15 protein-coding genes are annotated in these 25,897 nt (G+C 72.6%); 3 read left to right on the top strand and 12 right to left on the bottom strand.

The window, feature by feature from the left end; genetic code table 11:
* Window positions 1-39: 39 nt before the first annotated feature.
* The 4 genes from B1H29_RS24500 to proB form a co-directional block, all read right to left on the bottom strand.
* Window positions 40-609 (bottom strand): hypothetical protein, encoded by a 570-nt coding sequence (locus tag B1H29_RS24500; RefSeq protein WP_055416884.1) that lies wholly within the window; start codon window positions 607-609, stop codon window positions 40-42.
* A 228-nt stretch (window positions 610-837) separates the two neighbouring features.
* On the bottom strand, window positions 838-2,124 hold the full coding sequence (locus B1H29_RS24495) for a glutamate-5-semialdehyde dehydrogenase (protein ID WP_055416885.1): 1,287 nt from the start codon (window positions 2,122-2,124) through the stop codon (window positions 838-840).
* A 576-nt stretch (window positions 2,125-2,700) separates the two neighbouring features.
* Entirely contained in the window at window positions 2,701-3,207 is a 507-nt protein-coding gene (locus B1H29_RS24490; protein ID WP_079160838.1) for a hypothetical protein, read from the bottom strand.
* A 135-nt stretch (window positions 3,208-3,342) separates the two neighbouring features.
* Window positions 3,343-4,470, bottom strand: a complete 1,128-nt coding sequence (gene proB, locus B1H29_RS24485; protein ID WP_079160435.1) for a glutamate 5-kinase — start codon at window positions 4,468-4,470, stop codon at window positions 3,343-3,345.
* 432 nt (window positions 4,471-4,902) lie between these two features.
* On the opposite strand from proB, the gene B1H29_RS24475 reads away from it, so the two are divergent.
* Window positions 4,903-6,945 carry a hypothetical protein gene (locus tag B1H29_RS24475; protein WP_055416888.1) on the top strand — a complete coding sequence of 681 codons (2,043 nt, stop codon included), beginning with the start codon at window positions 4,903-4,905 and terminating at the stop codon, window positions 6,943-6,945.
* A 467-nt stretch (window positions 6,946-7,412) separates the two neighbouring features.
* Here the strand turns inward: B1H29_RS24475 and galE are convergent, their stop codons facing one another.
* The gene (gene galE / locus B1H29_RS24470) at window positions 7,413-8,384 is read right to left on the bottom strand and encodes a UDP-glucose 4-epimerase GalE (protein WP_055416889.1); all 972 of its coding nucleotides are present in this window, start codon (window positions 8,382-8,384) and stop codon (window positions 7,413-7,415) included.
* Between the two features lie 344 nt (window positions 8,385-8,728).
* On the opposite strand from galE, the gene B1H29_RS24465 reads away from it, so the two are divergent.
* Both B1H29_RS24465 and B1H29_RS24460 read left to right on the top strand, forming a co-directional pair.
* Window positions 8,729-10,960 carry a bifunctional glycosyltransferase/CDP-glycerol:glycerophosphate glycerophosphotransferase gene (locus B1H29_RS24465; protein WP_055416890.1) on the top strand — a complete coding sequence of 744 codons (2,232 nt, stop codon included), beginning with the start codon at window positions 8,729-8,731 and terminating at the stop codon, window positions 10,958-10,960.
* Window positions 10,961-10,983: 23 nt separating this feature from the next.
* Window positions 10,984-14,547 carry a bifunctional glycosyltransferase/CDP-glycerol:glycerophosphate glycerophosphotransferase gene (locus tag B1H29_RS24460; protein WP_055416891.1) on the top strand — a complete coding sequence of 1,188 codons (3,564 nt, stop codon included), beginning with the start codon at window positions 10,984-10,986 and terminating at the stop codon, window positions 14,545-14,547.
* Between the two features lie 79 nt (window positions 14,548-14,626).
* On the opposite strand, the gene B1H29_RS24455 is transcribed toward B1H29_RS24460, so the two are convergent.
* The 7 genes from B1H29_RS24455 to B1H29_RS24425 form a co-directional block, all read right to left on the bottom strand.
* On the bottom strand, window positions 14,627-16,666 hold the full coding sequence (locus tag B1H29_RS24455; RefSeq protein ID WP_063787480.1) for a glycosyltransferase: 2,040 nt from the start codon (window positions 16,664-16,666) through the stop codon (window positions 14,627-14,629).
* 205 nt (window positions 16,667-16,871) lie between these two features.
* The gene (gene obgE, locus B1H29_RS24450; RefSeq protein ID WP_055416893.1) at window positions 16,872-18,308 is read right to left on the bottom strand and encodes a GTPase ObgE; all 1,437 of its coding nucleotides are present in this window, start codon (window positions 18,306-18,308) and stop codon (window positions 16,872-16,874) included.
* A gap of 117 nt (window positions 18,309-18,425) precedes the next feature.
* Entirely contained in the window at window positions 18,426-18,680 is a 255-nt protein-coding gene (gene rpmA / locus B1H29_RS24445; protein ID WP_003976205.1) for a 50S ribosomal protein L27, read from the bottom strand.
* Window positions 18,681-18,694: 14 nt separating this feature from the next.
* A complete protein-coding gene (gene rplU / locus B1H29_RS24440; protein ID WP_007449531.1) occupies window positions 18,695-19,015 on the bottom strand; it encodes a 50S ribosomal protein L21 in 321 nt (106 codons plus the stop codon).
* Between the two features lie 214 nt (window positions 19,016-19,229).
* Window positions 19,230-20,291, bottom strand: a complete 1,062-nt coding sequence (locus tag B1H29_RS24435; protein ID WP_055416894.1) for an iron-containing alcohol dehydrogenase family protein — start codon at window positions 20,289-20,291, stop codon at window positions 19,230-19,232.
* A 192-nt stretch (window positions 20,292-20,483) separates the two neighbouring features.
* Window positions 20,484-24,689 (bottom strand): Rne/Rng family ribonuclease, encoded by a 4,206-nt coding sequence (locus tag B1H29_RS24430; protein WP_055416895.1) that lies wholly within the window; start codon window positions 24,687-24,689, stop codon window positions 20,484-20,486.
* Window positions 24,690-24,962: 273 nt separating this feature from the next.
* Window positions 24,963-25,739 (bottom strand): TIGR03936 family radical SAM-associated protein, encoded by a 777-nt coding sequence (locus B1H29_RS24425; RefSeq protein WP_055416896.1) that lies wholly within the window; start codon window positions 25,737-25,739, stop codon window positions 24,963-24,965.
* Window positions 25,740-25,897: the final 158 nt, after the last annotated feature.

Below are 25,897 nucleotides of genomic sequence, written 5' to 3'. Positions count from 1 at the left end.
GTCAAGTTGGGCCAGGTTCCCAGCGCGCCGGACGGCAGGTCAGGGGGTGCGCGGAATGACCGACACGGCGGGCTGGGAGTAGTCGGCTGAGGCGGACGGGGTCGCCCTCCCGCCCTGCTCCGGGCCGGTCGAGGAGGGGGGCGGCACCGGCCGCGTGCCGCCGCCGGAGGACGCGCCCCGGTAGACGGCCACGAAGGCCAGCGCGACCATGCCGATGCCCATCACCAGGGCGAGCATCCAGGCGACCGGCCGGTGCCAGCGGACCTGTTTGCCGTACGCCGCCGGAGCGCCGTACGGGCGGTCGAGGGGGTCGCGGTCGTCGTCCGGGTCGTCGAGGTCGGGATCATGGCCGAAATCGCCGTACCCGTCGTCGTACCGCTCGCGTCTGATGCGGCCGCGGCGGGCCGCTTCCGCCTCGGTGGCCTCGGCTCTGGCCTCGGCGGCGGCCAGGAGGCGTTCGACGGCGGTCGGTTCGTGCACCGCGGCCGCCCGTACGAAGGCCTCGTCGAAGACCACGGAGGCGAACTCTTCGTCCGACACCCCGTGGTCGTGGTCGTCGTCGGGCTCCCAGCCGTCAGGGAACGGCCTACCCCCCACGTCCTCCGGCACAGGTCCAGAGTAGACCTGGTGGGTCGTTTTGGGCAGACGGCGGGGAAATTCATCCGGTGGGTGAGATGCCCCGATCGGTTCGTGGTCGCGACCGGGAGCGCGTGCCGCTCACATATGCCCCCGGCGTGCGCCTACGGGCGCGGACCGCCCGTAGCGCGACCCGCCGCCCGTCACCGCCGCACGTGCCTGCCAGCGCCGTACGCTGCCCGTCAGCGCCGCACGTGCCCGTCAGCGCCGCACGTGCCCGTCACCGGTGACGATGTACTTGGTGCTGGTCAGCTCCGGCAGCCCCATCGGGCCGCGGGCGTGCAGCTTCTGCGTGGAGATGCCGATCTCGGCGCCGAAGCCGAACTGGCCGCCGTCGGTGAACCGGGTGGAGGTGTTCACCGCGACCGTCGTGGAGTCGACCAGTTGGGTGAAGCGCCTGGCGGCCTGCTGTGAGGTCGTCACGATGGCCTCGGTGTGGCCGGAGGTCCACAGCCGGATGTGCTCGACGGCCCGGTCGAGGGAGTCGACGACCGCCGCGGCGATGTCGTAGGACAGGTACTCCGTCTCCCAGTCCTCCGGCGTGGCCTCGACGGCCGTCACCTTGGAGTCCTCGGCGTACGCCATCACACGCTCGTCGGCGTGCACGGTGACCCCGGCCTCGGCGAGGGCGTCCAGTGCGCGGGGCAGGAAGTCGGCGGCGATGTCCTGGTGGACGAGGAGGGTCTCGGCGGCGTTGCAGACGCTCACGCGCTGCGCCTTGGAGTTGATCAGGATGTCGACGGCCATGTCGAGGTCGGCCTGCGCGTCGACGTAGACGTGGCAGTTGCCGGTGCCGGTCTCGATGACGGGGACGGTGGACTCCTGGACGACCGTGTTGATCAGCGAGGCGCCGCCGCGCGGGATGAGCACGTCGACCAGGCCGCGGGCCCGCATCAGCTCGCGCACGCTCTCGCGGCTCTCGCCGGGCACAACCTGCACGGCGTCCGCGGGCAGCCCGGCCCCGCCCACCGCGTCGCGGACGACCCGGACGAGAGCGGTGTTGGACTGGTAGGCGGAGGAGGAGCCGCGCAGCAGGACGGCGTTGCCGGACTTCAGACACAGGGCGGCGGCGTCGACGGTGACGTTGGGCCGGCCCTCGTAGATGATGCCGACCACGCCGAGCGGTACGCGGACCTGGCGCAGGTCGATGCCGTTGGGGAGGGTGGAGCCGCGCACGACCTCGCCGACCGGGTCGGGCAGCGCGACGACGTCGCGCACGTCGGAGGCGATGGCGCGGACCCGCTCCGGGGTCAGCGTCAGCCGGTCGATGATGGCCTCGCTGGTCCCGGCGGCGCGGGCCTTGGCCACGTCCTGGGCGTTGGCCTCGACGATCTCGCTGGTACGGACCTCCAGCGCGTCCGCGACGGCGAGCAGCGCGTCGTCCTTCGCGGCCCGCGGCAGCGGCGCGAGGTCGGCCGCGGCGGACTTGGCCCGGTAGGCGGCCCGGGTGACCGGGGACATCGAGTCGTACGGCGAGAGCGTGGTCATGGGGGAAGCGTAGTAGGCCGGGCGAGGCCGTTCACCGGTCGTCCCAAACCCCGAGACATGCGCCGGACGCGGCCAAAAGGGATGGGCCGGGCTGGAACGGGCCGGCCGGAGGGGGCGAGACGAAAACGGGGGTCCGACAGGGACTGGCCGCAGACGGACGACCCGGCAGGGACTGGCCGCGGACGGACGGCCCCGAAGAGGCGTGCCCCGCAGACGGGTGGCCCGGAAGAGGCCGGCCCCGCAGACGGACGACCCCCAAGAGACCGACCCCGCAGACGGACGACCCCCAAGAGACCGACCCCGCAGACGGACGACCCCCAAGAGACCGACCCCGCAAACGGACGACCCCCAAGAGACCGACCCCGCAGACCGGCGGCCCCCAAGAGACCTACCCCGCAGACGGACGACCCCCAAGAGACCGACCCCGCAAACGGACGACCCCCAAGAGACCGACCCCGCAAACGGACGACCCCCAAGAGACCGACCCCGCAGACGGACGACCCCCAAGAGACCGGCCCCGCAGACGGACGACCCCCAAGAGACCGGCCCCGAAGACCGGTGGCCCGGAAGGGGCGGCTAAAAGGGGTGCACCCCGACCGGTGTCGCCGGGGCCGGTCCGTACCCCGCGGCGATGCGCTGGTGGTAGGTCGCCCGGTCGATGACCTCCAGGCCGACGATCTCCCAGGGCGGCAGTCCCGCGGTCTGCCGGTGCTCACCCCACAGGCGCAGGGCGACGGCGGCGGCGTCGTGCAGGTCGCGGGCCTCCTCCCAGTACCGGATCTCCGCGTGGTCGTCGGCGTAGCGGCTGGTCAGCAGGAAGGGGTGGTCGTGGGCGAGCTGCTCCAGGGCGCGCCGGACCTCGCCGAGCGGGGCCCGGGTGCCGGAAACGCTGAGGGTGACGTGCCACAGGCGCGGGGTGTGCTCGGGCTCACCGCCCCGGAACCGGTCGCCGGCCGCGACGCTGGTCAGGGCGCGCTCCTCGCCCGCCGGGCGGGATCCGTTCCGGGTACCGCGGGAGCCGGTGACACCGCGGGAGCCATTACCACCGCGGGACGCCGCCGTTCCAGGGCGCACTCCGCTCACGACGGCCTCCTTCACGCACACGGCTCGGCCCGGTGGTCGGCCGGGCTTGTCCTTGAGGAAAGTTGAGCAGGCCACACAAGATCGCGGGGCGGTTTTGCGGAACGTCCACCACCGATTCGGGGACGTTTCGACGCATTACGGGTGCAGGATCACCAGATCGTCCCTGTGTACGACCTCGCGTTCGTACGCCGGTCCGAGTTCGCGCGCCAGTTCCCGGGTGGAGCGGCCGAGCAGCCGGGGGAGCTCCTTGGCGTCGAAGCTCACGAGTCCCCGGGCCACCGCGCGCCCCGAGCCGTCCCGCAGCTCCACGGGCTCGCCCGCGGCGAACTCCCCCTCGACACCGGCGATCCCGGCCGGCAGCAGCGACTTGCGGCCCTCGACGACCGCGCGCACCGCCCCGTCGTCGAGGACGAGCGCCCCCTGCGGGGTGGACGCGTGCTGGAGCCACAGCAGCCGGTCGGCGGAGCGCTTGCCGGTGGTGTGGAAGTAGGTGCCGGTGTCCTTGCCGGCCAGGGCGTCGGCCGCGTGGACCGCGCTGGTCAGCACCACGGGGATACCGGCGGCGGCGGCGATCCGGGCCGCCTCGACCTTGGTGGCCATGCCGCCGGTGCCGACGCCCGCCCTGCCCGCGCTGCCGATGTCCACGCCCGCGAGGTCGGCCGGCTCCCGCACCTCTGCCAGCCGCGAGGTGCCCGGCCTGCTCGGGTCGCCGTCGTACACGCCGTCCACGTCGGACAGCAGCACCAGCAGATCGGCGCGGACCAGGTGGGCGACGAGTGCGGCGAGCCGGTCGTTGTCGCCGAAGCGGATCTCGTCGGTGGCGACGGTGTCGTTCTCGTTGACGATGGGGAACGCGCCCATCGCGAGCAGCTTGTCGAGGGTGCGGGAGGCGTTGCGGTGGTGGGCGCGGCGGCTCATGTCGTCGCTGGTCAGCAACACCTGGCCGACGCGGACGCCGTAGCGGGCGAAGGAGGCGGTGTAGCGGGCGACCAGCAGGCCCTGGCCGACGCTGGCGGCGGCCTGCTGACGGGCCAGGTCCCTGGGGCGGCGGCGCAGACCCAGCGGGGCCAGTCCGGCGGCGATGGCGCCGGAGGATACGAGGACGATCTCCCGTTCCCCGCCACCGCGCACCTTGGCCAGGACGTCGACGAGCGCGTCGACCCGGTCTGCGTCCAGACCGCCCGACGCGGTGGTCAGCGAGGAGGAGCCGACCTTGACGACGATCCTGCGGGCCTCGCCCACCGCCTGCCTTGCCCCAGCCACCGTTGCCGTCCGCCCTCTCCCGTCGACGCGCGCCGATCCGGGCGCTCGCCAGGCAATCTACGCGAACGGGGTGGTGTCCCGCGCCGCGGTCCAGGCTGCGGACAGGGGGCGCGGCACCCACCCCGTCAAGGGGGTGGTCAACACGCGCGTGTCGTCCGGTGGTCGGCCGGCGTTAACCCGGATGTCCGATGCGCGACGAGCAAGCCTGGAGCGACCGCAGTGCCCCTATCCCTGCCCCGCCGCAGTCTTCCCCGCCGTCGTCCTCCCCGCCGCGGTCTCCGGCGACCCGGTCTGCCCCGGCCCCGTCTGCCCCGGCGCGGTCCCCTCCGCTCCGGCCCTCCCCGGCTCGGTCCCCTCCGCCCGGGTCCGCCGCGCCCCGCTCTCTTTCGCCTCCGTCTCCTCCGACTCGGCCGCCCCCGCCGGCGGACCGCCGTGAAGCTGCTCGTCCTCGGCGTGCTGGCGGCCGCCTTCACCGCGCAGGCCGTGGGCGCGCTGCTGCCGCACGTGCCGCTGCTGCTGGCCGCGACCGCCGGTTCGCTGGCCGCCGAGGCGGTGCTGTACCGCTGGCAGCGGGGCATGGTGTCGCTGTTCGCCAAATCGCACGCCGACGTCACGGTGCGGCACGTGCTGCGGGACCTGCTCCTCGTGGTGGGCCTGCTGCGGCTCGGCGAGCAGCACCGGGAGACGGTGTACGCCCCGCTGGTCGCCGCCCTGCTCGCCTTCTACGGGCTGCACTGGGCGATCCAGGCGGTGTCCGTCCTGGTCCGGCACACCCGGACGCTGCCCGTGGTGACCCGGAACATCGACGCCTCGGCGCTGCGCCTGTCCCCGGCACCGCCGCTGCTGCTGCGCCGCCCCGGGCACCGGCTGGCCGCCTTCGGACTGCCGGCCACGGCGGGGCTGCTGGCGACGGCGGCCGCCGACGCGCCGGTGTACGGCGCGGCCGGTCTCGCGCTGTCGCTGGCGATGGCGCTGGCGGGCCTCGGCGCGCTGCTGCTGCGGCTGCTGCCGGAGCGCCGGCCGGCCGGCGAGCAGGAGGTGCTCGACTGGTTCGACGCGTGGCTGGCGGAGTACCGGCCCACCGTCGGCCTGTACTTCTCCGGCGGGGCGTCCTCGGCCTACCAGGCCAACATGTGGCTGGAGCCCCTCGCGCGGCTGGAGGGGCGGCCGGTGATCGTGCTGCGGGAGCGGTTCATGGTGCAGCGGATCGCGGCGACCGACATCCCGGTCGTGTGCTTGCCGAAGGTGTCCACGCTGATGCGCCTGGAGCACTCCACGCTCCGCGTCCTGCTCCACCCCTCCAACTCCGGGAAGACCTCGCAGGTCCTGCGCATCCCCACGATCAAGCACGCCTTCGTCAACCACGGGGAGAGCGACAAGCTGTCCTCGTGCAACCCGTACGCGAAGGCGTACGACGAGGTGTGGGTGGCCGGTCCGGCGGCGCGCGAGCGGTACGCGCTGGCGGAGGTCGGCGTCGAGGACAAGGACGTGGTGGAGATCGGCCGCCCGCAGTTGGAGGCCGTACGGCCGTACGCGGGGCCGCCCGCCCCCGGTGCGTTCACGACGGTGCTGTACGCGCCGACGTGGGAGGGCTGGGACGGCCACCCCGGCAACACGTCGGTGGTCGAGGCCGGCGAGAACCTCGTACGGGCGCTGCTCGCGGACCCGCGGGTGCGGCTGCTGTACAAGCCGCACCCGCTGACGGGGTCGGTGGATCCGCGGGCCGGCGCCGCCGACCTGCGCATCCGGGAGCTGGTACGGGCGGCGAACCGGGAGCGGGGCGGGCCCCGGCCGGGGGTCTCGGCGGCCGGTGAGCTGACCCGGCGGACGACGGAACTGGACCGGCTCACCGCCGCCGGTTTCCGGTCGGCCGCCGACCAGGCGGAGCGGATGCTGCGCCGGCCGGCGCCGGAGCCCGGGCGGGCCGGTGCGGTGACGCGGGCGGCGGCCGCCTGGGAGGAGGCGTACTGGGCCTCGCTGCCCGAGTGGGAGCACCAGGTGATCACGGACGCCCGGCCGCCCCTGTACGCCTGTTTCAACCGGGCCGACCTGCTGATCAGTGACGTGTCCAGCGTGATCAGCGACTTCCTGGCGAGTGGCAAGCCGTACGCGGTGGCCAACACCAGCGGGCTGGCCGAGGACGGGTTCCGCAAGTCCTTCCCGACGGTGGCGGCGGCGACCGTGCTGACGCCGGACGCGGCCGGGGTGCCGGACCTGCTGGACGCGGTCCGGCACCCGGAACGGGACGACCTGTCCGAGGCGCGGGCAGCGTTGGCCCTGCGCCTGCTGGGTCCGGCCGAACCGCCGTCCCAGGAGCGCTTCGCCGGTGCCGTACGGGCCCTGTGCGCGGCTGCCGGGGAACACCGGGCGCGGATGGCGGAGCGCCTCGCCACGGACCTGGCGCTGCCCGGCCCACGACAGCAGCCCGATCCGCTGCCCGCGGGCAGTCACGGCGGGCCCCCGGCCGGGGCCTGATTCGCCGGGGCGGCCCTGGCGCACGGAAGCCGGCGCGTCGGGGCGCCCCCGCGACGGGGAGAGCCGACGCGCGCCGGGACGACCCTGGAAACCGGCCGGGAAGAGCCGACGCGCGTCCGGCCGCCCCTGCGACACGCGAAACCGACACACACCGGAACCACCCCGAAACCCGCCAAGAGCCGACGCGCCTCCGACCACCCCTGCGACACGCGAAACCGACACACACCGGAACCACCCCGAAACCCGCCAAGAGCCGACGCGCCTCCGACCACCCCTGCGACACGCGAAACCGACACACGCCGGGACCACCCCGAAACCCGCCAAGAGCGGGCGCGCGTCGGGCCGCCCCCGACCCGGGGGAGCCGGCGCCCGTCGAGGCCGCCCGCCGGTCCCGCGCCGGGAGTGGCACGTCGGTCGCGTCACCGCCGGTGCGGGTGGCGCCCTCCGCGGGGTACGACCGACGTAGGTCAGCCGTGGTGGTGGCGCCAGCCCTGCCAGGCGGACTCGATCATGTCGTCCAGGTCGTGGCGGGCCGACCAGCCGAGTTCCTCGTGGGCGCGGTCGGCGGAGGCGACGACGCGGGCCGGGTCGCCGGGGCGACGGCCGGCCACGTGCGGGGCGACGTCCTGCCTGCCGGTGACCTTGAGGATGCGGTCCACCATCTCCCGGACCGAACTGCCCTCACCGCGTCCGATGTTGAGGGTGAGCGACGTGCCCTCGGGGGCGTCCGTCAGGCGTCGGGCCGCCGCGAGGTGGGCGGAGGCGATGTCCTGGACGTGGATGTAGTCCCGTACGCAGGTGCCGTCGGGCGTGGCGTAGTCGTCGCCGAAGACGCGCGGGGCGTCGCCCGCCTCGAGTCGCTCGAAGACCATGGGGACGAGGTTGAAGACGCCCGAGTCGGCCAGCTCGGGGGCGGCCGCGCCCGCGACGTTGAAGTAGCGCAGGGAGGCGGCGCGGATGCCGTGGGCCCGGGCGGCGGCGTTGATCAGCCACTCGCCGACCAGCTTGGTCTCGCCGTAGGGGCTCATCGGCCGGCAGGGGGTGTCCTCCGTGACGAGGTCCACGTCGGGCATGCCGTAGACGGCCGCGGAGGAGGAGAAGACGAGGCGGCCGACGCCGGTCGCCGTCATGGCCTCCAGGAGGGTCTCCAGGCCCGTCACGTTCTCCCGGTAGTAGTGGAGCGGCCGCTCCACCGACTCACCGACCTGTTTCTTGGCCGCGATGTGCACCACACCTGTCACAGCATGGTCACGAATCGCGCCCTCCAGACCGGCCCGGTCCAGCACGCTGCCGACCACCACCGGCACCCCGTCGGGCACGCGGTCGGTGCTGCCGGTGGACAGGTCGTCGTACACGACCACGCGTTCACCGCCGTCGGACAGGGCCCGCACCACATGCGCGCCGATGTACCCGGCTCCACCCGTGACCAGCCAGCTCATCCTCATGCCTCCCAGGTCTCCGTCACTGGGTGCAGACTCGTCCGTGTGCCCCGGAAAATCGAGTCGGGCACATGGGGTGGAAGCCGACGGAAGTCAATAAAGAGGACAGGGGGGCCGAATGTGAGGAAGTTCTCCAGCCGCTTCGAAGCGATGGATTCGGGCGCCCCGCTCCGGGCATTTCCCGCTGTGACAGCGCACAGACGGTCCGACTACCGTGCCAGCGGAAACTCCGCGTGAATCCTTTACGCTGATGCGGCGGCGCGCTCCAGGCCCCAACGACGCCCGGAGCGCGTTCCGGTCCCAGCCCGCGGTCCCGTGGTCAGTTCTCGGAACAGGTTGTAAGGATGCCCAAGCTCTCTCTCGTTGTCCCCGTGTACAAGGTGCAGGGCTATCTGCCCGAGTGCCTTGACTCCGTACTCGGACAGGACTGCACGGACTTCGAGATCATCGCGGTCGACGACTGTTCGCCCGACGGGTCAGGGGCCATTCTCGACGAGTACGCGAAACGCGACTCCCGGATTCATGTGATTCACCTCACGGAAAACGTGGGCCTGGGGCGCGCCCGCAACGCCGGGCTGGAAAAGGCCACGGGCGATTACGTGTTGTTCCTGGACAGTGACGACACGTTGTCCGACGGCGCGTTGTCGGCCATTCGCGACCGGCTCGACGCCACGGGCAATCCCGAGATTCTGGTCTTCGACTACGCCCGCACCTACTGGGACGGCAGGGTCCACCCGAACCTGCGCGCCGACCTCCTCAGGGAGGACGGCCCGGACGTCTTCTCGCTCGCCGAGCGCCCACGGCTGCTCGACCTGCTCCAGATCGTCTGGAACAAGGCCTACCGGCGCGACTTCGTCACCCGGACCGGGCTCACCTTCCCGCCCGGGTACTACGAGGACGCCCCCTGGACGTTCTGCTCCCTGATCAGCGCCGAGCGGATCGCCGTACTGGACCGGGTCTGCGTGCACTACCGGCAGCGCCGTGAGGGCGGCAACATCCTCAAGACGGTCAGCCGCAAGCACTTCGACGTCTTCGACCAGTACCAGCGCGTCTTCGACTACCTCGACGCGCACGAGGAACTCGACGAGTGGCGCGGCCCGTTGTTCCGCAAGATGGCCGACCACTACCTGACCATTCTGGAGCGCCCGGGCCGCCTGCCGCAGGACGCGCGGGCGGAGTTCTTCCACCGCGCCTCGGCGGACTACCGCGCCCGGCTGCCCAAGGGCTTCACACGGCCGGCCGGCGGACGCGGTCACAAGTACGGGATGCTCGAGCGCGACGCGTACACGACCATGGTCAGCGCCCTGACGGCGGTGAAGCTGCGCCAGCGGGTCAGGAGCCGCACCCGCACCGCGATCAACCGGTCCAAGCGCGGCGCGATGGGCGCCTTCTACCAGTCGCAGCTCAGGCTCCCCCTGGACGAGAACCTGGTGCTGTTCTCCGCCTACTGGAGCCGCAGCGTCTCCTGCAACCCCGCCGCCATCGACGCCGAACTGGCCCGGCTGGCCCCGCACACGCGCCGCGTGTGGGCGGTCCGCGCGGAGAACGCGGCCCGGGTGCCCGAGGGTGTGCGGGTCGTGCGGGTGGGCTCGCGCGAGTACTGGGCGGCCCTGGCCCGCGCCAAGTACCTCGTGAACAACGTGAACTTCGCGGACTCCGTGGTGAAGCGGGAGGGCCAGATCCACGTACAGACCCACCACGGCACCCCGCTGAAGACCATGGGCCTGGACCAGCAGAAGTACCCCGCCTCGACCGACATGGACTTCGAGAAGCTTCTGGAGCGGTGCGACCGCTGGGACTTCAGCATCAGCTCCAACCAGTTCTCGACCGTGGTCTGGGAGCGGGTCTACCCCTGCTCGTACACGACGCTGGAGACCGGCTACCCGCGCAACGACGTCCTCGTCAACGCCACCGCCGAGGACGTGCGCGCGGCGCGCGCGGCGCTCGGACTGGCCGACGGCACCAAGGCGTTCCTGTACATGCCGACGCACCGCGAGTACCAGCCGGGCTTCACCCCGCCGCTGGACCTGGCCCGCCTCGCCGACGAACTCGGGCCGGACGTGACCCTGCTGGTGCGCGGCCACTACTTCTACGGCAGCTCGCCGCACGTCGCCGAACTGCGCCGCACCGGCCGGATCGTCGACGTGTCCGGGCACACCCGGGTCGAGGAGCTGTACCTCGCCGCGGACGCCCTCATCACGGACTACTCCTCGGCGATGTTCGACTACGCCGTACTGGACCGCCCGATCATCAGCTACGTCCCCGACTGGGACGTCTACTCCGCGGTGCGCGGCACCTACTTCGACCTGCTCCAGGAACCGCCCGGCGCGGTGGCCACCACGCAGGCGGAGCTGCTGCGGCTGCTCGCCTCGGGCGAGTACGACAGCCGGGACACGACCGAGCGCCGGGACGCCTTCCGCCGGCGTTTCTGCGAATTCGACGACGGACACGCAGCCGAACGCGTCGTGCGACGCGTCTTCCTCGGTGAAGAGAGCCTGCTGCCCATCGTCCCGTTCGACGAACGCCCTCACGCCCCGACCCCCGCCCAGGCGCTCGAACTGGTCGAGCGGGCCTGACCCCGAAAGGAGATCACCAAGCCATGGCCCCTCGGCTCAGTGTCATCGTCCCCATCTACGACGTGGAGCGTTACCTCCCCGCCTGTCTGGACTCGCTCGCGGCACAGACCTTCCGCGACTTCGAGGTCCTGATGGTGGACGACGGTTCACCGGACGGCTCCGCCGCCATCGCCGAGGAGTACGCCTCCCGCGACCCGCGCTTCAAGCTCATACGCAAGGAGAACGGCGGCCTCGGCGCCGCCCGCAACACCGGCATGGCCCACCTGGCGCCGCAGGCGGAGTTCCTGACCTTCGTCGACAGCGACGACCTGATCCCGCCGGACGCCTACCGGCTCATGGTCGGCAGCCTCGACGAGAGCGGCTCGGACTTCGCCACGGGCAACGTCTTCCACCTCCGGGGTGAGAAGTCCTGGCAGGTCCCGCTGATGCGGATGCTGGCCGGCGAGGCCCGGGTGGGCACCCACATATCCCGCTACGCCAAGCTCGTCGCCGACCGGATCGCGTGCAACAAGGTCTTCCGCCGCACCTTCTGGGAGAAGAACGGCTTCGCCTTCCCCGAGGGCCGGCTGTACGAGGACACCCCGGTCACCATGCGGGCCCACTACCTGGCCGAGAGCGTCGACGTCATCTCGGAGCCCTGCTACTACTGGCGGCTGCGCGAGGGCGAGTCCGCCCCGTCGATCACGCAGCGCCGCACCGACCCGGCCGGCGTGCGCGACCGCGTCACCTCCGTGATGGAGATCAGCGCCTTCCTCGCCGAGCAGCCCGGCGAGACCTACGCCCGCCTCAAGCGCGAGTACGACACCCGCGTCCTCCGTGACGACCTGCGGCTCTTCCTCAACGTGGTGCCGGACGGCGACGAGGAGTACCGGGCCGAGTTCCTCCGCTCGGCGAACCGCTTCCTCGACAGCATCGACCCCAAGGTCGTCATGGACCTCCCGGCCGAACTGCGCGTGCAGTGGCTGCTGGTGCGCAAGCACCAGATGGAGGAGCTGATCGCCCTGCTGGCCGGCCAGCGCCGCCGTGAGACGCCCGAGGTCAGCGGTCTGGTCCGCAAGTACGCCTCGTGGCCCTCCCTGGAAGGTGCCGACCTGCACCTGCCCAAGGAGGCGCTGCGCATCGACCAGCACCTGAACATGCGCGCACCGCTGCAGGAGGTGAGCTGGTCCGGGGGCAAGCTGCTGCTGTCCGGCAACGCCTGGATCGACAAGATCGACCAGCCGACGCGCAAGGCCTCGGTCAAGGTGCTCCAACTGCGCAAGGACCGCTCCCGCCGCCGCATCCTGCTGCCGGCCCGCAACCTGCCGCGCCCGGAGGTCACCACCGACTCCGGCCAGGACCGCTACAACTACGACTGGGCCGGCTGGGAGGTGACCATCGACCCCGCCCGGCTCCGCAAGGGCGGCGAGTGGCAGGAGGCCGTGTGGCACGTGGGCCTCGGCATCTTCTCCTCCGGTCTGGTGCGGCGCCACGCCGTCCACTCCAGCGGCGGCGCGGCCTGCAACTTCCCGCCGTACCACTGGCTGAGCCCCGACTTCCGGATGCTGCCGTCCATCGAGCGCGGCGCGCTGAAGCTGCGTATCGAGAAGGTCCGCGCCCTGATCACCGGACGTGCCCTGGAGGGCGACCGGGTCAAGGTCACCGGTGAGATCCGCGAACCCCTCGCGGCGGACGAGCAGGTGACCCTGCGGGTCAAGAACCAGAAGGGCGCCGAGACCCTCGAGTACCCCGTGACCGTGACGCGCGAGGGCGGCACGCAGGCGTTCTCGGTCGAGGTGCCCGTGGCCGACGTGGCGCTGGTCTTCCACGAGGGCGTCGACGAGAAGGCCCAGCCGGAGAAGCGCACCTGGTCCACGGTGCTGGTCGCGACCGACCCGCAGGGCAAGGAGCGCCGCTTCGGCACCGTGATGCAGGAAGGGCTGTCCGACGCCGAGTTCCCGCTGCCCGCGTCGCTCGGCAGTCAGGCGCACCTGGTCGAGCTCGCCGTGGTGGCGGGCCACACCGGCTTCCTGAAGTTCTCCGGGCGTACCCGCCGGGCCCTGATCGACACCGCCACCGTGCGCGACGGCGAGATCGCCCTCACCGGGCACGCCGACCCGCGGCTGACCGGCTCCCGTTTCCTGCTCAAGCCGCGCAACCGCTACGAGGAGCGGTTCGTCGAGACCCGCTGGCTGGAGGGCGGCCGCTTCGAGGTGTCCTTCGACCCCTCCCGGCTCGGCGGCAACGGCAGCGTCCCGCTGCGCGCCGGCCGCTGGAACCTCTTCCTGCGGCCCGAGGAGGAGGGCGCGCCCGACGTGCCCTTCGTGATCGACCGCCTGGCCGCGGACTCCTTCCCGGTGCAGGCCGAGCTCGGCGGCCGCCGCTACTGGCTGGAGAACCGCTGGGGCGACTTCCCGCAGCTCAACGCCCGCTCCGAGCTGAGCGACCTGGAGCGCGGCCCGTTCCGTCAGCGTCAGTTGCGCAAGGAGGTCTACGAGCCGCTGTTCCGGCAGCCGCTGAAGGACCAGGTCTTCTACCTGAGCTACAACGGCAAGCAGTTCTCGGACAGCCCGCGCGCCATGTACGAGGAGCTGGTGCGCCGCGGCTCGGATCTGAAGCACCTGTGGGCGGTCCGCGACGGCCAGGTCGCGCTGCCCGAGGGCGTCGAGCCGGTCCGCATGTGGGGCCGGGAGTGGTACGAGGCGCTGGCCTCCAGCCGCTACATCGTCACCAACGCCCACCTTCCCGACTGGATCGAGCGCCGGCCCGGCCAGTCCATCGTGCAGACCTGGCACGGCACGATGCTGAAGAAGATCGGCCACGACATCGACACGCTGCACTTCGACCGGCGCTACCAGGAGAAGCTGGCGCTGGAGGCCAAGCAGTGGAGCCTGCTCGTCTCCTCCAACCGCTTCAGCACGCCGATCCTGAAGCGGGCGTTCTCCTACGACGGTGAGATCCAGGAGGCGGGCTACCCCCGCAACGACTACCTGTACTCGCCCGACAAGGACGCGATCGCGGCGCGGGTCAGGAAGGCGCTCGGTCTGCCCGAGGGCAAGAAGGTCGTCCTGTACGCGCCGACCTGGCGCGACGACCAGTCGCACAGCGCCGGCCAGTACCTGTTCGACCTGCGCATCGACCTCGAGGACGCCCAGCGCCGCCTGGGCGACGACCACGTCCTGCTGATCCGCCGCCACTCCAACGTGGTGGACGCGGTGCCGGGCGCGGGCAACGGGTTCGTGTGGGACGCCTCGGAGTACCCGGACATCGCCGACCTCTACCTCGCGGCGGACATCATGATCACGGACTACTCGTCGGTGATGTTCGACTACGCGCACCTGAAGCGGCCGATGCTGTTCTTCACGTACGACCTGGAGCACTACCGGGACACGCTGCGCGGGTTCTACTTCGACTTCGAGCAGGACTCCCCCGGGCCGCTGATCGACAACTCCAAGGAGCTGGTCGACGCGATCCGGGACATCGACCAGGTCCAGGCGGAGTACCAGGACCGGTTCGACCGCTTCCACCACCTGTTCTGCGACCTGGACGACGGCAACGCGTCCGCGCGGGTCGTCGACCGGATGCTGGAGCAGGCCCGGGAGAGCTGAGCGGCGCACGGCGTAAGAGGGCGGGGCCCGCAGGAGATCCTCCTGCGGGCCCCGCCCTCTTACGCCGTTGTACCCGCGGTCAGAGCCGCACGGTCTTCACCGCGAACTGGCACGCGGCGGTGAAGTAGGGCCGCAGTTCCGTACGCCGGCGGGTGGGCGGCAGCGGATCGGGCGTCTGGCCGAGCGCCCGGCGCGACTTGCGCACCGCCCGGGTCAGCACGGTCGGCCCCGCCGCCACGGTCTCGCCGACCACCGGGCGCGGGAAGGTGAACACGTTGATCGGCGCCAGCACGTCGGTGGCGAGCTTGGCCAGCTGCACCCGGGGCGCGCCGGGCTCCGGGCGCAGCGAGAAGTCCCAGATGACTTCCTTGTCGTCGGCGTCGGTGTGCTCGCGCACCAGCGCGGCGCAGTCGACGTCCACCGCCACCCGGCCGTCCCCCTCGTCGCGCAGCGGGAAGGTCAGCACCCGCTCCTTGTCCCGGCGGTGCACGGCTTCCACGACGGCGCCCGCGGCCGGCCGGGCACCCCACAGCTCGGCGCGCACGGCGATGGTCCGCTCGTCGACCCTGACCGGGCCGACCTCGGCGTGCACGTCGCGCAGCGCGCTGCGCAGCCGCAGCCCGCCGTCCTCGTGCATGTGCGGCAGCAGCACCGCCAGGGACGGCCCCTGCGGGCGCGGCAGCTCCACGGCGAGCAGGTCCCGGGTGTCGCAGCCGTAGCCGTCGGTGCCGAGCGCCACCTCGCGCTCGCCCTCACGGGTGGCCAGGGTCAGCTCCCAGGTGCCGTGCGGCAGCCCGGCGTCCCAGGGCACGACGGCGTCGCCCTCGGCGGAGAACGGGAAGCGGTGCTCCTCGGCGGCGGCGGCGCCCTTGCGCAGTACGAGGTCGGCCTGCCCGGCGCTCGGCGGCAGGGCGCCCACCCGGACGTGGACGGAACCCTCCCGGTCGACGCGGGCCGTGGCGTGCCGGGGCAGCTCCTTGCGGGCGAGGGCCTCCTCGATGATGGCCTCGAAGCGTTCGCGGCTCGCCCGCTCGTGGAAGCGCTCGGCGTTGCGGAGGCCGGCGGCGGCCATCTTCAGCCGCAGCCCGTCGTCCTGGACCAGGCTCCGGATCGCCTCGGCCATGGCGTCCACGTCGTCGCGCGGGACGATCAGCCCGTCCTCGCCGTCGGTGAGGATGTTGCGCGGCCCGTGGTCGGCGTCCGTGGCGACGACCGGCAGCCCGGCGGCCATCGCCTCGACGATGACGTTGCCGAACGCCTCGCGCTTGGAGGGCAGGACGAAGATCGAGCCCTTGCCGAACTCCGGGGTGACCGGCGAGGTCTGGCCCATCAGCAGGATGCTGTTGGACAGCCCCAGTTCCTCGACGCGGGCGCGCAGCTTGTTCTTCTCGGCGCCGTGGCCGTAGATGCGCAGCGTCCAGTCGGGGGCCACGGCGTGGACCTTGGCGAAGGCCTCGATCAGGAGGGCGTGGTTCTTGTTGCCGGTCAGGTGCCCGGCCGAGACCACGACCTTGTTGGTGCCGGTGGCTCTGACGGTGGAGGCGGGTACGCAGTTGGGCATCACCGCGAGGCGGTTGCGCACCGCGGGCACCTGCTTGCCGATGGCCGCGACCTCTTCCGGCGTGAGCGCCGTGAGGGCGTCCAGGGACCGGTAGGCGGGGAAGAGGCGTTCCTTGATGTCCGTGGCGTAGATGGCGGGCATCGAGTGTTCCTGGGTGACCTTCAGGTAGTCACCGCGCGCCTGCGCCAGCATGATCGTGTTCCGCGGGCTGGAGCTGACGACCACGTCGGCGTCGGTGGTGTCGAGGTACTCCAGGAGCCTGAGCTCGGCGAGCCTGCTCACCACCGGCGTCTTGGCACCGGTGTTGAGCGGGTAGATCAGGGGGAACTTGCCGGACAGCGGGTCGTCCACGTCGGAGACCGGCGAGTGCGGACGCATGTCGCTGAGCACCCGGACGGACACGCGCGGGTCCAGCGGGAAGTACGACTCGTCCCGCACCTTGCGCAGGGCCACGATCTCGACGTCGTGCCGCTCGGCGAGCGCCCCCGCGAGGTTCTGCGTCGCGCTGACCACGCCCCCCATGTGGCAGAGGTCCCGGACGAGAAATGCGATCTTCACTTGGCGGCTTCTCTCTGCTTTTCGGGAAACGGCTGGTCAGTCCGCTCCCCCCACCCTGGCCACATAGCTGTGGCCACATCCTCCTCACAAAGTACACATTGATGTTCGACAGCAGATCACAGCCTCGACACACCTGTGTAACCCTGCGGGCGGCGATCTGCGCCGCCCGCAGGACCAGGCCGTGCCCATGGGGCCGGGTGGGAGCCTAGAACGGCTCGAAGCCGTCGAACTCCCGCTCCGCCTCGTCGCGTTCGGCGTCCCGGTCGCGGCGGCGCTGGGCGGCCGGGCGGGGTGCCTCGAAGCGGTGGTCCTCACCGCGGCGACCGAGCATCTCGGCGCCGGCCGTCACCGACGGCTCCCAGTCGAAGACGACCGCGTTGTCCTCGGGGCCGATGGCCACGCCGTCGCCGTTGCGGGCGCCCGCCTTCATCAACCGCTCCTCGACACCGAGGCGGTTGAGCCGGTCGGAGAGGTAGCCGACGGCCTCGTCGTTGTTGAAGTCGGTCTGGCGCACCCAGCGTTCGGGCTTCTCGCCGCGCACCCGGAACAGGCCGTCCTCCTCGCGGGTGACGGTGAAGCCCGCGTCGTCCACGGCCTTGGGCCGGATGACGATCCGCGTGGCCTCCTCCTTGGGCCGGGCGGCGCGCGCGCTGCCCACCAGCTCGGCCAGCGCGAAGGACAGCTCCTTCAGCCCCATGTGGGCCACCGCGGACACCTCGAAGACGCGGTAGCCGCGCGCCTCCAGGTCCGGCCGGACCATCTCGGCGAGGTCCTTGCCGTCGGGCACGTCGATCTTGTTGAGGACGACGATCCGGGGCCGGTTGTCCAGCCCGCCGTACTCGCTGAGCTCGGCCTCGATGATGTCCAGGTCGGAGACCGGGTCGCGCTCGGACTCCAGCGTCGCCGTGTCCAGGACGTGCACCAGCACGCTGCACCGCTCCACGTGCCGCAGGAACTCCAGGCCGAGGCCCTTGCCCTGGCTGGCGCCGGGGATGAGACCGGGGACGTCCGCGACGGTGTAGACGGTCTCGCCCGCCGTCACCACGCCCAGGTTCGGCACGAGCGTCGTGAAGGGGTAGTCGGCGATCTTCGGCTTGGCAGCGCTCAGCACGGAGATCAGCGAGGACTTGCCGGCGCTCGGGTAGCCGACCAGGGCCACGTCGGCGACCGTCTTCAGCTCCAGGTGGATGTCCTGGAGGTCGCCGGGCTCGCCCAGCAGCGCGAAGCCGGGCGCCTTGCGCCGAGCGGAGGCCAGCGCCGCGTTGCCGAGGCCGCCCCGGCCGCCCTGCGCGGCGACGTAGGAGGTGCCGTGACCGACCAGGTCGGCCAGGACGTTGCCCTCCTTGTCGAGGACCACGGTGCCGTCGGGCACGGGCAGGACCAGGTCCTGGCCGTCCTTGCCGGAGCGGTTGCCGCCCTCGCCGGGCTTGCCGTTGGTGGCCTTGCGGTGCGGGGAGTGGTGGTACTCGAGGAGCGTGGTCACCGACTGGTCGACGGTGAGGATCACGTCGCCGCCCCGGCCGCCGTTGCCGCCGTCCGGGCCGCCGAGCGGCTTGAACTTCTCACGGTGGACGGAGGCACAGCCGTGGCCTCCGTTACCCGCGGCGACGTGCAGCTCGACGCGGTCCACGAAGGTGGTCATGGGATGTGCCTCCAGTTACCGGTTACTACTTACTACGGGGATGTCTCTTGGGTAACACGCGAAAGGCGGACCCGCTTCCCCTGGGGGAAGTGAGGCCCGCCTCGCGAAAGTTCCCGATCAGGCGACCGGAACGATGTTCACGACCTTGCGGCCACGGTGGGTGCCGAACTGCACCGCACCGGCCTGCAGCGCGAACAGCGTGTCGTCGCCGCCACGGCCGACGCCCGCGCCCGGGTGGAAGTGGGTGCCGCGCTGGCGGACCAGGATCTCACCCGCGTTGACGGCCTGACCGCCGAAGCGCTTCACGCCGAGCCGCTGGGCATTGGAGTCGCGACCGTTCCGAGTGGACGATGCGCCCTTCTTGTGTGCCATCTGTTCTCAGTCCCTTACTTCGCGGCCGCGGGGATCTCAGTGACCTTGATCGCCGTGTACTGCTGGCGGTGGCCCTGACGACGGCGGTAGCCGGTCTTGTTCTTGTAGCGCAGAATGTCGATCTTCTGGCCCTTGTGGTGGTCCACGACCTCGGCCTGGACCTTGATGCCGGCCAGCACCCACGGGTCGCTGGTCACAGCGTCGCCGTCAACGACGAGCAGGGTCGAGAGCTCGACCGTGTCGCCGACCTGGGCGGTGGAAATCTTGTCAACCTCAACGATGTCGCCGACAGCAACCTTGTGCTGGCGACCACCGCTGCGCACGATGGCGTACACGCGGATCTCACTCTCTCGCTCGGGAACGGCACCCCCGCAGTCCAGCCGCCCGGTGAACACGCGGACAGCCTCTCCCGGCCGGGGCCCGTCAGGGCCCGCACCCGGAAGGAAAGAGGTTTACGGGGATGTGACGCGTCAGTCGACACGCCGACGCTCAAGATTACGGGGCCGCACGACAGGGGTCAAACCGGGCCCCGGGCGCCCCGGCCGCCGCTCAGCCGGCGACCGCCGCGGCGTACTCGGCGTACGCCTCCCCGGTCCGCGCCGGCGACAGGTCGAGATGCTCCAGGACCGTGTACCGGCCCGGCCGGGTCTGCGGGGCGAACTCCACGGCCCGCACGAACTCGTCGTCTGCGAACCCGATCTCCCCGGCCACCACCGGCAGCCCGTGCCGGCGCAGCGTCGCGGCCATCAGCAGGGCGCCCTCGCGGTCGCCGCGCAGATACGTCGCGAAGGCCGCGCCGATGCCCACCTGCTCACCGTGGCTGGCCGCGCGCCGGGGATACAGCAGGTCGAGCGCGTGGCTGATCTCGTGGCAGGCGCCGGACGAGGGGCGGGTGTGCCCGGCGATCGACATCGCGATGCCGGACAGCACCAGGCCCTCGGTCAGCACGGTCAGGAACCCGTCGTCGCCGCAGCCGCCGGGATGGCGCAGTACCGCCTCACCGGCCTGCCGGGCCAGGGCGGCGGCGAGGCCGTCGACCTTCTCGCCGTTGACCCGGTGGGCCAGCTCCCAGTCGGCGACCGCGGAGATGTTGGAGACGGCGTCACCGATCCCGGAGCGCACGAAACGGATCGGCGCCTCGCGGATCACCGCGAGGTCGACGACGAGCGCGATGGGCGTCGGCACGCCGTACGAACCGCGGCCCGCGTCGTTGTCCAGTATCGACACCGGCGAGCAGATGCCGTCGTGGGAGAGGTTGGTGGCCACGGCGACCATGGGCAGGCCGACGCGGGCCGCGGCGAACTTGGCGCAGTCGATGACCTTGCCGCCGCCGAGACCGACCACCGCGTCGTAGCGGCTCGCCTTCATGCCGTCCGCCAGCCGCACCGCGTCGTCGATCGTGCCGCCGCCGACCTCGAACCAGTCGGCGCCGGGCAGGGACGGTGCCAGTCTCCGGCGCAGCCGTGCCCCCGAGCCGTCGCTGATCGCCACGGCGAGCTTCCCGGACTGGGAGATCCGCTGGTCCGCGAGGACACTCGCCAGGTCGTCCAGCGCGCCCGGACGGATGTCCACTACGAGCGGCGAGGGGATGAGCCTCGTCAGTACCGGCACGTGATCTTCTCTCCTCGCGGGGACGGGGACGGGGACGGGGACGGGAGCGGCTACGGGCACGGGTCGGTGGCACGGCTTCCGGTGATGATGCGCCCGCGGACGCCCGGGGAAACGTCGTGTGGCCCTGTCCGGACGGACTCCGAGCGGATTCCGGACCGGACAGGGCCACACGTTCTTCGACTGGCGGCCGGATCAGCCCTCGTCGGTGGCGGCCGTGACCGAGGACGACGTCTGCTGGGCAGCCGCCGCGGTCTTCTTCGACGCCGTCTTCTTGGCCGTGGCCTTCTTGGCGGTCGTCGTCTTGGCCGCCTTCTTGGCCGTGGCCTTCTTCGCGGTCGTCGTCTTCTTGGCCGCGGTCTTCTTGGTGGCGGCCTTCTTCGCCGTCGCCTTCTTGGCCGTCTTGCGGGCCGCCGCCTTCTTGGCCGGGGCGGCCTCCTCGGCGGCGTCCGCCTCGGGTGCCTCCGCGGCCGCGGCCTGCTCGGCCGCGTCCTCCGCCGGGGCCGACGGGACGACCATGACGGCCGCCTCCTCGGACGCGGTGGACGTGGTGGGCTTGCGCACGGCCCGGCGCCGCGGACGGGCCGGGGCGGCGGACTCGGCGGCCGTACCGGACGGCTCCGCGGCGGCCTCGGCGGCCACGGGGGCCTCCGTCACCTGCGCGGCCTGCTCGGCCTGCTCCGGCTGAGCGGTCTCCGGGACCGTCAGCACGGCGGCCTCGGCGCCCGCGGGCGCACCGGCCGGTGCGGACACCTTCCGGGTGGCCCGACGGCGCGTACGGCCCTTGGGCGCGGCCTCCTCGGCGGCCGGTGCCTCGGCGGCGGCCGGTGCCTCGGCGGCCGGTGCCTCCGTGAGTGCCGGGGCCGGGGCGCCGGAGACGGCGTCCTCGACGGCGGCGGGCTCGGCCAGCACCTCGGCGGCGGGCTCCCGCCGCACCGGACGCTCGACCTCCTCCTCGACCGTGACGTCCTGCGCGGTCGGGACCCCGGCGTGCCGGGACTCGCCCTTGGCGGCCTTCGGGGCACCCGCCGGGGCCGACGCCCGCCGGCTCGCACGGCGCCGTCCGCGACCGCGCGTGGCGGCCGCCTCGGCCTCGGCGGCGCTGCTGTACAGCTCCTCGTCCGCGCTGAAGTCGGGCGCCGGGAGGGCGACCGGCTCGGCCACCTCGGCGGCGACCTCGGACTCGGCCTCCGCCTCCTGCTCCGCGGTCACACCGGTCTCGACACCGGCCACGGCCTCGTGCTCGTGCGGCTGCTCACCGCCGGCCCGCGCCCGCTTGCGGCGCTTGCCACCGCCGCCGCCGGCGGCGGCGGTCGGCTGGTCCAGGTGGACGATGACGCCACGGCCGTTGCAGTGGACGCAGGTCTCGGAGAACGACTCCAGCAGCCCCTGCCCGACCCGCTTCCGCGTCATCTGCACGAGCCCCAGCGAGGTCACCTCGGCGACCTGGTGCTTCGTACGGTCCCGGCCCAGGCACTCCAGCAGGCGCCGCAGCACCAGGTCCCGGTTGGACTCCAGGACCATGTCGATGAAGTCGATGACGATGATGCCGCCGAGGTCGCGCAGCCTGAGCTGGCGCACGATCTCCTCGGCCGCCTCCAGGTTGTTCCTGGTGACCGTCTCCTCGAGGTTGCCGCCCTGACCGGTGAACTTGCCGGTGTTGACGTCGATGACGACCATCGCCTCGGTCCGGTCGATCACCAGCGAACCACCGCTGGGCAGCCAGACCTTGCGGTCCAGCGCCTTGGCGAGCTGCTCGTCGATCCGGTACGTGGCGAAGACGTCGACCTCGCTGGTCCACTTGGACAGCCGGTCGGCGAGGTCCGGCGCCACGTGGGCCACGTAGCCGTGGATGGTCTGCCAGGCCTCGTCACCGCTGACGACGACCTTGGTGAAGTCCTCGTTGAAGATGTCGCGCACGACCCGGACGGTCATGTCCGGCTCGCCGTAGAGCAGCGTGGGCGCGTTCGAACTGCCGCCGCTCTTGGCCTTCTTCCGGATCTCCTCCCACTGCCCCTGGAGCCGCTCGACGTCGCGGCGCAGCTCGTCCTCGCTCGCGCCCTCCGCGGCGGTGCGCACGATGACGCCCGCGTCCTCGGGGACGATCTTCTTGAGGATGGTCTTCAGCCGGGACCGCTCGGTGTCGGGCAGCTTGCGGCTGATGCCGGTCATCGAGCCCTCGGGCACGTAGACCAGGTAGCGGCCGGGCAGCGAGACCTGACTGGTCAGACGGGCGCCCTTGTGGCCGATCGGGTCCTTGGTGACCTGCACCAGGACCGACTGGCCGGACTTGAGGGCGGACTCGATGCGGCGCGGCCCGCCGGACATGCCGAGGGCCTCGAAGTTGACCTCACCGGCGTACAGGACGGCGTTGCGACCCTTGCCGATGTCGATGAAGGCGGCCTCCATCGACGGCAGCACGTTCTGCACCTTGCCGAGGTAGACGTTGCCGACGTACGAGGTCGCCTGCTCCTTGTTGACGTAGTGCTCGACGAGCACGCCGTCCTCCAGGACGCCGATCTGAGTGCGCTCGCCGTGCTGACGGACGACCATGACCCGCTCGACGGCCTCGCGGCGGGCCAGGAACTCCGCCTCGGTGATGATCGGGACGCGCCGGCGACCCTGCTCGCGGCCTTCCCGGCGGCGCTGCTTCTTGGCCTCCAGGCGAGTCGAGCCCTTGATGGACTGCACCTCGTCGGACGGCTCGGCACCCTTTTCCCGCTGGGGCCGGGGCTCGCGGACCTTGACGACGGTGCGCTCGGGGTCGTCGGCGGACGACTCGGCCTCACCGGAGCCGTCCCCGGCACGGCGACGACGGCGACGACGGCGACGGCTGCTGCTGGAGCCACCGCCCTCCCCGGAGGCGTCCTCGCTCTCCTCGGCGTCCTCCTCGGCCTGCTCGGCGGTGTCCGCAGCGTCCTGATCGGCCCGGGCGGCCTGTTCGGCGGCGGTGTCCTCGGTGTCGCCGTCGGCGGACTCACCGGCGTCGCCGTCGGCGGCATCGCCCCGGCGACGGCGCCGGCCGCCCCGGCGACGGCGTCGGCGCGAACCGGCCTCCTCGGAGCCCTCGGCGTCGTCGTGGTCCTCGCCGGACTCGTCCGCGTCCGTGTCGGCGTCGGTCTCGGCCTCCGGCGCCTCCTGCTCCCGCTCCTGCTCCCGCTCCTGCTTCGCGGCGGCGGTGGTCCGCTCCTCGGCGGCCTCCTCGGCGGCACCCCGGCGCTTGCGGCGGCGGCGCGACCCGGCGGGCTGCTCCTCCGTAAGCTCCTCGGCCTCCTCCGGCGCCTGCGCCGGTTCGGGCCCGGCCGCCTCGGCGGCGGCCTCTGCGGCGGCCCGCTCGGGCGTCTGGAACTGCGGCTCGGCGAACACGGGCGCCTGGAACACGGCGACGGCGGGACGCGACGGGCGCTTGGGGGCGTCCGCCTCGTCGGAGGCCGCGGCGGCGCTCTGCGCCGGCGCGGCGAATCCGGTGGCGGCCTTACGGGCGGACCGGCGGCGCGCACGGCGCGGAGCGGCGTCCTCGACGGGCTCGGCGGTCTTCTCCGGCGTCTCGGGGGCCGCCTGCGGGGCCTCGGTCTCCGCCGCCGGAGCGGGCTCGCTCACCTCCGGGCCGGCGTCGGCGGGCGCGGAGGACGGGGCGGCCACACGGCGCGTGGCACGGCGACGGGTACGGCGGGGAGCGGCGTCCTCGGCCTCGGCGGGCGCGGGCGTCTCGGCGGCCTCCGCCGACGCCTCCGGGGCCTCGGTCTCCGCCGCCGGAGCGGCGGACGCCTCCACGGCGGCCGGCTCGGTGGGCGTGCTCACACTGCGCGTGGCACGGCGACGGGTACGGCGCGGAGCCGCGTCCTCGGCCTCGGCCTCGGCGGGCGCGGGCGTCTCGGCGGCCTTCGCGGGAGCGTCGGACGTCTCGGTGGCAACCGGCTCGGTGGGCGTGGTCACGCTGCGCGTGGCACGACGACGGGTACGGCGCGGAGCCGCGTCCTCGGCCTCGGCCTCGGCGGGCGCGGGCGTCTCGGCGACGGCCGGCGTCTCGGCGGCGGCGGACGCCGGCACGACGGTCTCGGCCGTCTCCGCCGTCGTCGGGGTCCCCGCGGGTGCGGAGGCGCGGCGCACCGCACGGCGCCGCGGCCGACCCGCGGACACGGGCTCCGGAGCCGCCTCGGGCACCGCTGCGGCAGCCTCTTCGGCCGCCGCCTCTTCCGTCTCTTCCACCTCGTCGGTCGCGGCGGTCACCTCGGCCGGCGCGACGGTCTCCGCCGACGCCTCGGGGCCACCGGACGGCGGTCCCGCCGGGCGGGACGCGGCCCTGCGCCGACGACGCGGCGGCAGGGTGTCGCTGGGGGTGTTCGCTTCGGAGCCCGTCGAAGTGGTCGAGGACTCTGTGGATTCGGTCGGTTCGAGCATGCGGGGGTTTCTCCCGTCAGGCTCCCGGGCGCCGCGCCCGGTCCGGCATCGATCATGTCGACCGCCGGTGACGTCCGCGGCTCGCGCGATGCGCGTCGCCGCCGTCCGGGGCGCGGGCGCCGCTCGGAAGCTCTCCGTGTCTTGTCTCGCCGGTTCCGTACCCCTTGTCGTGCACGGCCTGGCGAAAGTCTTGTGGTCGGTGCGCTGCCCGACCCAGGTGGCTCCCGAGTTCGAGGGCGGCGCTACGACGTCCGTCCCTGAGCGGAACCTCCCTTACGCCGACGCCTTCGCGGCGGCGGAAGCGGCGGCCGGATGCGGCTCGGGCGCTTCTGCCTCGCGGTCGGGCGCGAGCGGGTCGGTCACCGCACCGGTCTCTTCATCGAACAGCCCCTGCGCCAGCCTGGTCACCGCTGCGGGGACCGGCGGCGCCAGGTCGGCCACGGCGCGAAGACCGGACAGGACGTCGTCGGGTCGTACGGCAGGCGTCACGTGCCGAACAACCAGCCGCAGTATCGCACAGGGCTGGTCGGTCGGCCTATCAGCCGCCGAACCGCACGTGGTGACGCTCTCCAGGTGCGCGACGGCGGAGCGGGCGTCGAAGGTACGGACGCCGTTCTTGGTCCGGCGCTGGACCTCGACCGCCTCGGCCGAGTTGAACGCCGCGACGGCGCGCTCGGCGTCCGCGGACTCCACACCCGCCAGCCGCAGCTCCCACACGGAAGCCGTCAGCCGGTCGGCGAGCCCGGAGGTCCGGGCCTCGGCCGCCTCGACGATGTCGAGCCCGGCGGGCAGCGACTCGTCGAGAAGCAGCCTGAGCCGCTCCGGATCGCGCGCCTCGGTGAGCGCGATCTCCAGGTACTCCGCCTCACTGCCCGTGCCGGTGGGTGCGGCATTGGCGTACGACACCTTCGGGTGCGGCGTGAACCCCGCCGAGTACGCCATGGGCACCTCGGCGCGGCGCAGTGCACGCTCGAAGGCGCGCTGGAAATCACGGTGGCTGGTGAACCGGAGGCGGCCGCGCTTGGTGTAACGCAGTCGAATGCGCTGCACCGCGGGTACGGGCGGCGGGCCTTCGGGCTGTCGCTTGCCCAGTGTCGTTCAGTCCTTCGTGAGAGCGGTCGTACTGCTACCAAGAGTACGTGCCTCGGCCGCGGAAGGTTCCCGCCGGCCACCGACCGCGCCCTGCCCGGCTCCCCGAAAGGCACCCG

The sequence above is a fragment of the Streptomyces pactum genome (assembly GCF_002005225.1).
Lineage (GTDB): Bacteria > Actinomycetota > Actinomycetes > Streptomycetales > Streptomycetaceae > Streptomyces > Streptomyces pactum_A.
This window is presented reverse-complemented; position numbering and strand designations above follow the sequence as displayed.

Coding starts and splice junctions, on each gene's coding strand:
- B1H29_RS24460 (WP_055416891.1), top strand. CDS start 10,984: ATGGCCCCTCGGCTCAGTGTCATCGTCCCCATCTACGACGTGGAGCGT.
- galE (WP_055416889.1), bottom strand. CDS start 8,384: ATGAGCTGGCTGGTCACGGGTGGAGCCGGGTACATCGGCGCGCATGTG.
- rpmA (WP_003976205.1), bottom strand. CDS start 18,680: ATGGCACACAAGAAGGGCGCATCGTCCACTCGGAACGGTCGCGACTCC.
- B1H29_RS24465 (WP_055416890.1), top strand. CDS start 8,729: ATGCCCAAGCTCTCTCTCGTTGTCCCCGTGTACAAGGTGCAGGGCTAT.
- obgE (WP_055416893.1), bottom strand. CDS start 18,308: ATGACCACCTTCGTGGACCGCGTCGAGCTGCACGTCGCCGCGGGTAAC.
- B1H29_RS24430 (WP_055416895.1), bottom strand. CDS start 24,689: ATGCTCGAACCGACCGAATCCACAGAGTCCTCGACCACTTCGACGGGC.
- B1H29_RS24495 (WP_055416885.1), bottom strand. CDS start 2,124: ATGACCACGCTCTCGCCGTACGACTCGATGTCCCCGGTCACCCGGGCC.